Genomic DNA, 11263 nt, shown 5'->3' on the forward strand with positions numbered 1-11263 from the left:
GAGTGGATCGCGCCGTGGGGTGTGACCGAGGTCAAGCGCCTGGGGCTCTACGACCTGCTGGTGAGCGCCGGCGGGCACCACATCGAGACCCACATCTCCTATGACGAGAACCGCGATCCGGAGGCGGCGCGGTCGACCCCTGCGCCGCTCGGGGTCTTCGCGCCGGGGGTTCCCGGCCCGCTCTGTCTCGGTCACCCGCAACACTGCCAGACGCTGTTTGACGAGGCTGTCCGCCGAGGCGTCGACGCCCGGCGCGGCGTTCAGGTGATCTCGGTGACCGCGGGGACCAGTCCCACCGTCACCTTCCGCCACGACGGCCAGGAAACCACGGCGACGGCGCGCCTGCTGGTGGGCGCCGACGGCCGCGCCTCCATGGTCCGCGAGAACCTGGGCATCCCCCTGCATCAGGACGCCCCCCACCACATGTTCGCCGGCCTGCTGGTGGACGGCGCCCCCGATTGGGACGCCAAGGTTCAGGCCATCGGGGTTGAGGGAGACTTCTCCTTCCTGGCTTTCCCGCAGGGCTCCGGCCGCGTGCGGCTCTATGGCAGCTACGCCCTGGATCAGCGCCGCCGGTTCGCGGGCCCGGACGGTCCCGCGGCCTTCCTCGAGGCTTTCCGCATGGAGTGCTCGCCCGACAATGTCCACCTGGCGGGCGCCAGGCCCATCGGGCCGCTGCTGTCCTATTTCAACAACGACGCCTGGACCGACCAGCCCTTCGCCCCGGGCGCCTTGCTGGTGGGGGACGCCGGCGGCTGGAATGACCCGATCATCGGCCTTGGCCTCTCCATCACCTATCGCGACGTTCGGATCGTCACCGACATCCTGAAGGCGGAAGCCGACTGGGCCCGGGCGGATTTCTCGCCCTACGCCGAGGAGCGCGCCGAGCGCCTGCGCCGCCTGAGGTTCACCGCCTCCATCGTCTCGGCGCTAGAGGCCGAGTTCGGCGAGGCGGCGCGGGCGCGGCGCGACAGCCTCCATGAGCGCGCCAGCCTCGACCCGTCGCTGCGGGCCCACACCTTCGCGGTGATGGCCGGCCCCGAGGTCTTGCCGGCCGAGATCTTCACCCGCGAGCACCGCGCTCGCGTCCTGGGAGAGGCTGCGTGAGCGACCTGCCCATCGTCACCGACCCCTACGGCGTGGACGCCGCGTGGCTCACCGCCGCCCTGAACGGCGCCGGAATCCCCGCCCAGGTCGAGGGCTTCACCCCGCAGAAAGTGGGGGACGGCATGTTGGGGGAGAGCGTCCGCTTCAACCTCGACTACGCCCGACCCGTCGAGGGCGCGCCCGCCAGCGTGGTGGGCAAGTTTCCCTCTGCGGACCCCGTCAGCCGCGCCACCGGTGGGGCCATCGGCCTCTATCTGAACGAGGTGCGGTTCTACCAGCAGATCGCCCACACGGTGGATATCCGCACGCCGAAGCCCTTCGTGGCGGCGATCGACCCTGAGACCAGCGACTTCGTCCTCCTGCTGGAGGATATGGGCCCGGCCCGGGGCGGCGATCAGCTCACCGGCTGCTCCCTGGCCGACGCGGAGGTGGCCATGCGTGAGGCCGCGGCCCTGCACGGTCCGCGCTGGGCCGATCCGACCCTGACGCAGGTGGAATTCCTCAATCGCCCGATGATCGATCCAGGCGCGATCGCGGGGATGTTCGACGGCGTCATCGCGGCCTTCCGGGCCCGCTACGAGGGCCGGCTGGAGCCGGAGTACATGACGATCTGCCAGGACTTCGCCGACCATATCGGGGCCTTCTATTCCGGGCCCGCCGCCCCGCCGACCCTGCAGCACCAGGACTTCCGCCTCGACAACATGCTGTTCGAACCCCAGGGCGGCCGCTGGCCCATGGCCGTGCTCGACTGGCAGACGACGGCGCTAGGCCCCGGCGTGCTGGACGTGGCCTATTTCATCGGCGCTGGCCTGCCGACCGAGATCCGCCAGCAACATGAGCAGGATCTCCTGAAGCAGTGGCTCGAGGCCCTGCGCGGCTATGGCGTGACCTACGCCTGGGACGACGCCTGGACCGCCTATCGCCATTACTTGCTGCAGGGGGTGTTCACCGCCATCTTCGCCTCGGTCAGCACCAAGCAGACTGACCGCGGCGACGAAATGTTCCTGACCATGGCTCGCCGCCACTGCGCCCAGGCCGCCGACCTGGAGTCGCTGAAATTGCTGCGGAGGGCGTAGGGCCTTTCAGTCGGTAAACACCACGGTCTTGCTTCCATTGAGCAGCACCCTGTCCTCCAGACGCCACCGCACGGCGCGGGCCAGCACCCGGCGCTCTATGTCGCGGCCCTTCCGGATCAGGTCGCGCGGGGTGTCGCGGTGGCTGATCCGCTCCACGTCCTGTTCGATGATCGGCCCCTCGTCGAGGTCGGCGGTGACGTAGTGGGCCGTAGCCCCGATCACCTTCACGCCCCGCTGGTGGGCCTGGTGATAGGGGCGCGCGCCCTTGAAGCCCGGCAGGAAGGAGTGGTGGATGTTGATGCAGCGGCCCTCCAGCTTGGCGGCCAGGCCGTCGGACAGCACCTGCATGTAGCGGGCGAGCACCACCAGTTCGGTCTGCGTCTCCTGGATCAGTTTCCAGAGCGCCGCCTCCTGCTCCATCTTGGTGTCGCGGACCACCGGCAGGTGGTGGAAGGGCACGCCGGAGAGATCCAGGTGGGCATAGGTGTCGGCTGCGTGATTGGAGACCACGGCGGAAAGCGTCATGGGCAGTTCGCCGCGCCGCCAGCGATAGAGCAGGTCGGCCAGGCAGTGATCCTGTTGCGAGGCCAGGATCATCACCCGCTTCTTCACCTTCGAATCGCGCAGGGTCCAGTCCATGCCGAATTCCTCGGCGTGCGGGGCGAAGGCCGCGCGCAATGTCTCGGCGCTCTCATGTCCGGCGAACACCACGCGCATGAAGAAGCGGCCGGTCTCCTCGTCGTCGAACTGCTGGGCGTCGAGGATGTTGCCGCCGCGCTCGAACAGGAAGGCCGAGACGCGGGCGACGATGCCCGGGCGGTCGGGGCAGGCGAGGGTCAGGATCATGGACGTGCCTAAGGCTTGATCACCGCGCCGCCGTCAAGCGCCCTCACGCTCAGTTGCGCGGGCTGGCGGGTGGAGCCCGCCGCCGCCCAAGGCTAGGGTGGCGCATGACCCTCACCGCCCGCGCCCTCGACATCCTTTCGACCCTGGTGGCCTTCGACACCACCTCCAGGCTCTCCAACCTCGCCCTGATCGAGTGGGTGGAGGCCTATCTGGACCGCCACGGCGTGCCGCATCGCCGGGCCCCCAACCACGATGGGTCCAAGTCCAACCTGCTGGCCACGGTGGGGCCGATGATCCCTGGCGGCGTGGTGCTGTCGGGCCATACCGACGTGGTGCCGGTGGACGGCCAGGCCTGGATCACCGACCCCTTCAAGCTGACGCCGAAGGACGACGGCCGCATCTATGGGCGCGGGACCTGCGACATGAAGGGGTTCCTGGCCCTGGCGCTGGCCGCCGTGCCGGACCTGGTGGTGGCGGGTCCGAAGAAGCCGGTGCACCTGGCCTTCTCCTATGACGAGGAGATCGGCTGCCTGGGGGCGCCTGACCTGATCCGGCTGATCGGGGCGGAGTTGCCGGCCCCGGCCCTGGTGGTGGTGGGCGAACCCACCAACATGGAGGCCGTGCGCGGCCACAAGGGGATCATCAACCACCTGGTGACGGTCAACGGCCACGAGGCCCATTCCAGCCAGACCCAACTGGGCGTCTCGGCGATCCTGGAGGCCGTGCCCCTGATGGCGGCGGTGCGCGACCTGGCGGCGAAGCTGGAGCGGGAGGCCGATCCCAGTTCGCTGTTCACGCCGCGGCACGCCACCATGACCATAGGCCTGGTCCACGGCGGCACGGCGGGCAACATCCTGGCCCGGGAGTGCGCCTTCCAGTTTGATCTGCGCTACGCCGCCGGCCTCGATCCCGACGCCCTGCTGTCGCCGTTCTTCGCCCAGTGCGCGGCGCTCGACGCGGCCTTGAAGGCCCGCTTCCCCCAGGCCGGGGTCCGAGTTGAGCGGAAATCGGCCACACCGCCCCTGGCGCCCGAGCCGGACGGCGTCGCTGAGGTCTTCGCGCGCCGTCTGACCGGCGATAACGGCCCGCCCCGGGTCGTGGCCTTCGCCACCGAGGCCGGCCAGTTCCAGCAGGCCGGCTTCTCCACCGTCATCTGCGGCCCGGGCTCCATCGACCAGGCCCACCAGCCCAACGAATATGTCGAGGCCGTCCAGATGGACCGCGGCGGCGCCTTCATGGAGCGGCTGGTGGAATGGGCGGCGGCGGGGGAATGACCCCTACCGCTTGATCACCACCCGCCGCAGGAACAGGTCGAAGGGGTTCCAGGTCATGGCGCGCGCGAGGGCCCAGGAGCCCACGGTCCGGGTCGCCTGGGTCTCCCGCCGCGCCGCGATGGCCACGTCCAGCCCCTTCAGCCCCGCCATCAAGCCCCGCCACGGCGCCCTGACCTCGTGGCGGTCGGCGTGGCGCAGGAACAACAGTGCGGTGGCGAAGGCGTGCAGGGGCAGGGTCAGGGCCAGCAGCAGTGGCGGGGTGTTCTTCACAAACACCCAGAACCGGTTGCGGGTGCCGTGGAACACCGCGAAGTCCGACCTTGGGCCGCCTGAGGCGGTGGAGCCGACGTGCCGCACCACGGCGGTGGGGACGACGATGGTCGGCTCGCCGATCAGCCGCATGCGATAGCCAAAGTCGACGTCCTCGCAGTAGCAGAACAGCCGCTCGTCGAAGCCGCCCAGCCCCAGGAAGAAGGCCCGGTCCACCAGCATGGCGCCGCCGCAGGCCGAAAACACCTCGCCCGGCTCCACCGGCCCCGGGTCGCGCCCGGTATAGCCGCCGCGGAACGGGAAGCCCGCCCCCGACATCACATCCCCCAGCCCGTCCAGTCGGGTCGTGTCCTCAGCCATCAGCTGGCGCGACGCGAAGCACTTCACCTGCGGCCAGGTCAGCGTCGCCGCCATCAGGGCCTCAAGCCAGTCGGGATCGGCGAAGGCGTCGGGATTGATCAGGGCCAACCACCGGCCCGTGGCGAGCTGGGCGGCGCGATTGACCCCCGCCGCAAAGCCCAGGTTCGAGCCCGCCTCCAGGAAACGCACCTCGGGGTGGGCGCCGGCCGCGGCCTGCGGCGCGCCGTCGCTGGAGGCGTTGTCCAGCAGGATGATCTCGTGGTCGTGGAAACCCTGGGCCGCCAGGCCCGCGAGGCAGGTTTCCAGGTGCCGGCCGCTCTGGTAGGCGACAACCACGATGCTGACGGCGGGCGTCAAAGACTTGTCTTTCCCGCCAACCCGCGCCATCGCAAGCGTCACTCCGTCCAACTGAGGCGCCATGACGACGATTACGCCCCTCGCCCTGCCCGAGGTCCTGCTTATCACGCCCAAGCGCCATGGCGATGCGCGGGGCTGGTTTATGGAGACCTGGAGCCGCCGCGCCTTCGCCGAGGCCGGGCTGGATTTCGACTTCGTGCAGGACAACCACGCCTTCAGCGGCGAGGCCGGCACCGTGCGGGGCCTGCATTTCCAGACCGCCCCACACCCCCAGGCCAAGCTGTTGCGCGTCCTGCGCGGGTCCATCCTCGACGTCGCCGTCGACATCCGCACCGGTTCGGCCACCTACGGCCGGTGGGTCTCCGCAACCCTCACGGCGGCCGGCGGTGAGCAGCTGCTGGTTCCGCGCGGCTTCGCCCACGGCTACTGCACCCTCGAGCCCGACACCGAGCTGGCCTACAAGGTCGACGGCCTCTATGCGCCGCAGACCGAGGGCGCGGTGCTCTGGAACGACCCGGACCTGGCCATCGACTGGCCGGCCTTCGCGGGCTCGGTGGTGTCGGACAAGGACATGGCCGCCCGTCCCCTGAAGGACCTCGCCCCGGTGAGCTTCTGATGGCCGAGGTCTCCGAACTGGTCAGCATCCTGGAGCTCGAGCCCATCGAGCTGGACATGTATCGCGGCCAGACCCCGCCCGGCGCCGGCAGCCGCATCTATGGCGGCCAGGTGGTGGCCCAGGCCATGGCGGCGGCCTATCGCACCATCGATGACGGCCGGCTCTGCCACTCCATGCACGGCTATTTCATGCGGCCGGGCGACCCCAAGACCCCCATCCTGTTCCAGGTGGAGCGGGTGCGTGACGGCGGTTCCTTTGCGGTGCGCCGGGTGGTGGCCCTGCAGAACGGCAAGCAGATCTTCAACCTGGCCGCCTCCTTCCAGACTCCGGAGGAAGGCTTTGAGCACCAGTTCGACATGCCCGCCGCCCCGGCCCCCGACACCCTGCTGAATGAGGAAGAGCTGCGCGCCAAGGCCGGCCTTGATCCCGCCAGCCGCCGCATCTGGCCCGTCGAGGTCCGCCCGGTCGATCCGGTCCCGCACGGGGTGACCGAGGCGCGCGAGCCCAACGACATGTGCTGGTTCCGCGCCCGCGTCTCGGTGGGCGACGACGTGGCGCTCAACCAGTGCGCCCTGGCCTACGCCTCGGACATGACCCTGCTGGACGCCTCGCTGCGGCCCCATGCTGTGGACTGGGATTCCGGCCGCCTGCAGGTGGCCAGCCTCGACCACGCCCTGTGGTTCCACAAGGCCAGCGACTTCTCCCAGTGGCACCTCTATGTGCAGGACCGCCCCTCGGCCTCGGGCGGACGCGGTTTCAACCGCGGATCGATCTATGGCCCGGACGGCGCCCTGGTGGCCTCGGCCACCCAGGAAGCCCTGATCCGCTTCCGCTAGAGCATGTCAGGCGCAAGTGGGCGCCGGTTCGCCGCCCGGACATGCTCCAGATTCAAGAAGATAGACCCTTTTTATCCGATCAGGTTGATTCAACCTGATCCGGAAAGGGTCTAGCCTGGGGTCACGCCTCGACCGCTTCCGGCTCCGTCACGAAGCCCTTCCAGGTCGCCATGTAGTCGACGAAGGCCGGGCCCAGGCCCTCGTGGCGCAGGTGCTCGCGGGTCACCGGCAGGCTGACGGGCTTGAAGTCGGCGTCCATCTCCACCCGGTGTGGCCAGTCATGGTGCAGGATGGCGGCGCGGCCCAGCAGGACGAAGTCGGCGCCGGCGTCCAGCATGGCCCGCGCATCGGCCGCGCTCATGATCTTGCCGGCGACCCCCAGGCGCACGGCGCCGCGGTCCAGTTCGGTGAAATAGCTCATCAGGGTTCGGCCCTTATAGGCCTCGTCCGAGGGCTCCTTGAAGGCGTCCCACAGGGACATGTCGAGGAAGTCGATAAGGCCCTGCGACATCACATGCTGCGCGAAGTCGGCGATCTCCCGCAGATCCAGGTCGAACCGTTCCGGCGACAGGCGCAGGCCCAGGAGGAAGTCCGCGCCGCAGCGGTCCCGCACGCCCCGCAGGATCTCCATGATGATCCGCCCCCGGTTCTCCGCCGAGCCGCCGTACTGGTCGGTGCGCCAGTTCAGGCCGGCGCTGAGGAACTGGCAGAGGATGTAGGAGTGGGCGCCGTGAACCTCGACGCCGTCGAAACCGGCGGTCTTGGCCCGCACGGCCGCAGCGATGAAGTCCTCCACCACCTGCTCGACCTCGGCGGTCGACAGCCCCCGCGAGCCGGAGGCCTCATCGTCGGACGGTCCCACCGGCTGGGTCCCGATGAGGTCCTTGGGCGAGCGGTAGCCGGCGTGGTGCAGCTGCACCACCGCGATGCTGCCTGCCGCCTTGATGGCTGTGGCCAGCCGGGTCAGCCCCTCGATGTGGCTGTCCGACCAGATGCCCATCTGGCCAGGAAAACCCTGGCCGACCGCCTGGACGTGGGCCGCGCAGGTCATGGTCAGGCCAAACCCGCCCTGTGCCCGCAGGGTCAGCCAGTGGAACTCGTCCTCCGACATGGTCCCGTCCGCATGGCTCTGCAGATTGGTCAGCGGCGCCAGCATCAGGCGGTTCTTCATGGCCGGGCCATGGGGGAAGGTCAGGGGCGCAAGCAGATTGGCGGGCAAGGCGGTCATCCGGTCTGGAGAGGGGTCGGCGCCAGTTGAGAGGCCCGCCGTCTTCGGCGCAAGCCCCCGCGGCGCCTAAGTGATTGCCGATAAGCTGAGCCTGCGCGATGATCGCCGCCTGGCCGGGAGCCCACCATGACCGCCAACCTGATCGAGCAGAGCCTGGAACTGGCCGCCGAGCGCTGTGAGGACCTGACGCCGCTGGTCTATGCGCGCCTGTTCGCCGACCATCCGGAGATGGAGGCCCTGTTCTGGAGCGACAAGAACTGGGCGGTTCGCGGCGAGATGCTGGCCCAGGTGTTCTCCGCCATCCTGGATTTCATCGGCGACCGGCTCTACGCCTCCACCCTGATCCAGACCGAGGTGATCAATCACGCTGGCTACGACGTGCCTCCGAAGGTCTTCGCGATCTTCTTCGCGACGGTGGCCGCCACCCTGAAAGAGGTCATCGGCGCCGACTGGACGCCGCAGATGGACCAGGCCTGGACCCGGCTGCTGGCCGACCTGGACTATTACGTCACCCACCCCAATCAGGCGGAGACGCAACGGGTGGGCGTCTGACGCCCATGTATTCGTCGTCATTCTTCGGCCAGGCTCTTGCCCTGCCGTAGGGGAATGGCGTCCTGTTCGCCGCCGAAGCGCCACGGTTGAGCGGCGCCGGTCGGGAGCAGGTTTCGTGAACCCAGGCGCGTCAGGCTCCAGCAGGCTCAGCCTGCCCACCATCCTCGGATTTGCGCTCTCCAACCTGCCGCTAGGGGCGCTGGCCGTCGCCGTGGCGGTCTATCTCCCCCCCTATTTCGCCAGCCACCTGGGGGTCAGCCTGGCGGTGGTGGGCGGCGCCTGGATGACGGTCCGGCTGCTGGACATCGGCGTGGACCCGTTGCTCGGCGTCATCATGGACCGCACCCGCACGCGGCTCGGCCGCTACCGGTTCTGGATGCTGCTGGGCGCCCCGGTCCTGATGCTCTCGGTCTTCGCCCTCTTCCAGGCCCCGCGCGGCATTGGCCTTGGCTATCTGATCGGCTGGCTGCTGGTCTTCTACCTGGGCACCTCGATCCTCGGCCTGGGCCATTCGGCCTGGGGCGCGAACCTCTCCAAGGAATATCACGAGCGCTCCCGCCTGTTCGGGGTGGTCGCCGCCCTGGGGGTCATCGGGGCGGTGGTGGTGCTGCTGATCCCCATCGGCGCCGACGCCCTGCGCCGCGACGCCGCCGAGATCGTGCCCGACATGGGCTGGTTTATCTTCTGGCTCATCCCGGTCTCGATGGTCTGGATGCTGCTGCGGACGCCTGAGATCATTGCGCCCGAGACAGACCATCCCCGCTTCCGGCTGCGCGACTATTGGTCCCTGCTGGTGAAGCCCGACCTGCTGCGCCTGTTCCTGGCGCAGATGGCCCTGACCCTCGGTCCCGGCTGGATGAGCGCTCTCTACATCTTCTTCTTCACCGACAGCCGCGGCTTCACCGGAACCGAGGCCTCGATCCTGCTGCTGATCTATGTCGTGGCCGGCATTGTCGGCGCGCCGCTCACCGCCCTGCTGGCGCGGCGCCTCTCCAAGCACCGCACCCTGATGGTCACCACCACGGCCTATTCGCTCGGCCTGTGCATGGTGATGATCCTGCCCAAGGGCGATGTCGCCGCGGCCATTCCGGCCATGTTCTGGTGCGGCTTCATGGCCGCCGGCTTCGACCTGATGATCCGCGCCATGCTGGCCGATGTCGGCGACGAGGTGCGGCTGGAACAGGGCCAGGAGCGGCTGAGCCTGATCTACGCCCTCAACGCCCTGGCCGCGAAGATCGCCGGCGCCTTCGCCATCGGCGTCACCTTCCCCCTGCTGCAGCGCCTCGGCTACAATCCCACCGAAGGGGCGGTGAACACCGAGGGTGCGATCCGCAGCCTGGAATGGGCCTATATCGCCGGCCCCATCGTCTTCGTCATGCTGGGGGGCGCCTGTGTCATCGGCTGGCGCCTGGACGCCGAGCGCCACGCCCAGATCCGCCGCGACCTGGACACCCGCGACGCCCAGTACGCCGAGGCTCCGATTCTGGAGAGCCTGTCGAGCGAGCCGGCCATCCCGGTGCTGGGCGGCCGGGACAGCTAGGCCCTTGATCAGTCTTGTCTTGCGTTCATTGTGCGCCGCAATATGAGCCAAGAGGCCGACCGGGGTCGGCTCGCTCCAAGGACGCCGCCATGATCCTGCAATCGAAGTCCGCCGTCGTCACCGGCTCCACCAGCGGCATTGGCCTGGCCATCGCCCGCGCCTTTGCGGCCGAGGGCGCCAATGTCCTGATCAACGGTTTCGGAGCCGCCGAGGACATCGAGGCGGCGCGGGCCGGGATCGAGGCGGAATTCGGGGTCAGGGCGATCTATTCCGGCGCCGACATGACCCAGCCCGCGGAGATCGCCGCCATGATCGCCCAGGCGCAGGCCGAACTGGGCGCCGTGGACGTGCTGGTCAACAACGCCGGGGTGCAGTTCGTCTCCCCCATCGAAGACTTCCCCCTTGAGAAGTGGGACCAGATCATCGCCATCAACCTCTCGGCCGCCTTCCACGCGATCCGCGCGGCGGTTCCCGGCATGAAGGCGCGCGGCTGGGGGCGGATCATCTCCACCGCCTCGGCCCACAGCCTGGTGGCCTCGCCCTTCAAGTCGGCCTATGTGGCCGCCAAGCACGGGGTTGTGGGCCTCACCAAGACCGCGGCCCTGGAACTCGCCCCCCATGGCGTGACCGTCAATTGCATCAGCCCCGGCTACGTCTGGACCCCCCTGGTGGAGAACCAGATTCCCGCCACCATGGCCTCGCGCAACCTGACCCGAGACCAGGTGATCAACGACGTCCTGCTGGCCGCCCAGCCCACCAAGCAGTTCGTGACGCCGGAGGAAGTCGCCGCCATCGCCGTCTTCCTCTGCTCGCCGGCCGCCAAGCAGATGACCGGCGCCAACCTCTCGGTGGACGGCGGCTGGACAGCGGCCTAGGGACGGAGTCGATAGGCCCATATCTGCTCATCCCGGCGCAGGCCGGGACCTGGATTCGTCTGAACGGGCGGTCCATCTATCGTTCGTGTGGTTCGTGTGGTTCGTGGTTCCTTTTCTTCTGGCCGCGACGCCTCGCGCCTGAGAAATATAGTCAACCAACCAAACTAACCACACGAACGTGTTCGAGCATGCAGGGCTCGTGGCGCCCTCCTCATGACGCGGCGTCAGAGTTTCGTCTCGCCGAATTCCGTGACAGAGTAGTCCCGCGCCGGGCCTTCAGAGCCGGCGAAGCGTGACAGCCGAAAGTGGTTTCCGGTTTCGGCGCC

General features: G+C 68.9%; 11 protein-coding genes. 8 read left to right on the forward strand and 3 right to left on the reverse strand.

What is annotated here, in order from left to right; all coding sequences use genetic code 11:
* The coding region (locus tag RMO97_RS01130; RefSeq protein ID WP_310538721.1) for an FAD-dependent monooxygenase at nucleotides 1-1107 on the forward strand (1107 nt) is incomplete at its 5' end.
* Entirely contained in the window at nucleotides 1104-2183 is a 1080-nt protein-coding gene (locus RMO97_RS01135; protein WP_310538722.1) for a phosphotransferase, read from the forward strand. The genes RMO97_RS01130 and RMO97_RS01135, both read left to right, overlap by 4 nt.
* Before the next feature lie 6 nt (nucleotides 2184-2189).
* Here the strand turns inward: RMO97_RS01135 and purU are convergent, their stop codons facing one another.
* On the reverse strand, nucleotides 2190-3029 hold the full coding sequence (purU, locus tag RMO97_RS01140; protein WP_310538723.1) for a formyltetrahydrofolate deformylase: 840 nt from the start codon (nucleotides 3027-3029) through the stop codon (nucleotides 2190-2192).
* Between the two features lie 104 nt (nucleotides 3030-3133).
* On the opposite strand from purU, the gene argE reads away from it, so the two are divergent.
* The gene (argE, locus tag RMO97_RS01145) at nucleotides 3134-4303 is read left to right on the forward strand and encodes an acetylornithine deacetylase (protein WP_310538724.1); all 1170 of its coding nucleotides are present in this window, start codon (nucleotides 3134-3136) and stop codon (nucleotides 4301-4303) included.
* Between the two features lie 3 nt (nucleotides 4304-4306).
* Here argE and RMO97_RS01150 read toward each other — a convergent pair whose 3' ends face one another.
* Complete coding sequence (locus RMO97_RS01150; protein ID WP_310538725.1) at nucleotides 4307-5290, reverse strand: glycosyltransferase family 2 protein; 984 nt, start codon at nucleotides 5288-5290, stop codon at nucleotides 4307-4309.
* 61 nt (nucleotides 5291-5351) lie between these two features.
* On the opposite strand from RMO97_RS01150, the gene rfbC reads away from it, so the two are divergent.
* Nucleotides 5352-5906: a dTDP-4-dehydrorhamnose 3,5-epimerase gene (gene rfbC, locus RMO97_RS01155; RefSeq protein WP_310538726.1), complete on the forward strand. Its 555-nt coding sequence runs from the start codon at nucleotides 5352-5354 to the stop codon at nucleotides 5904-5906.
* Complete coding sequence (locus tag RMO97_RS01160; protein ID WP_310538727.1) at nucleotides 5906-6742, forward strand: acyl-CoA thioesterase II; 837 nt, start codon at nucleotides 5906-5908, stop codon at nucleotides 6740-6742. Before rfbC ends, RMO97_RS01160 begins: the two co-directional genes overlap by 1 nt.
* 121 nt (nucleotides 6743-6863) lie before the next feature.
* Here the strand turns inward: RMO97_RS01160 and RMO97_RS01165 are convergent, their stop codons facing one another.
* Entirely contained in the window at nucleotides 6864-7961 is a 1098-nt protein-coding gene (locus RMO97_RS01165; protein ID WP_310538728.1) for an NADH:flavin oxidoreductase, read from the reverse strand.
* 135 nt (nucleotides 7962-8096) lie between these two features.
* Here RMO97_RS01165 and RMO97_RS01170 point away from each other — a divergent pair, with 135 nt between their 5' ends.
* From RMO97_RS01170 to RMO97_RS01180, 3 genes are all read left to right on the forward strand, one after another.
* The gene (locus tag RMO97_RS01170; RefSeq protein WP_310538729.1) at nucleotides 8097-8522 is read left to right on the forward strand and encodes a globin; all 426 of its coding nucleotides are present in this window, start codon (nucleotides 8097-8099) and stop codon (nucleotides 8520-8522) included.
* Nucleotides 8523-8637: 115 nt separating this feature from the next.
* On the forward strand, nucleotides 8638-10062 hold the full coding sequence (locus RMO97_RS01175; protein ID WP_310538730.1) for an MFS transporter: 1425 nt from the start codon (nucleotides 8638-8640) through the stop codon (nucleotides 10060-10062).
* 89 nt (nucleotides 10063-10151) lie between these two features.
* Nucleotides 10152-10937, forward strand: coding sequence for a 3-hydroxybutyrate dehydrogenase (locus tag RMO97_RS01180; RefSeq protein WP_310538731.1), 786 nt, complete (start codon nucleotides 10152-10154; stop codon nucleotides 10935-10937).
* Nucleotides 10938-11263 lie beyond the last annotated feature (326 nt).

Origin of the sequence: Phenylobacterium sp. (assembly GCF_031425575.1) — a bacterium.
In the GTDB taxonomy this organism is placed as follows: domain Bacteria; phylum Pseudomonadota; class Alphaproteobacteria; order Caulobacterales; family Caulobacteraceae; genus Phenylobacterium.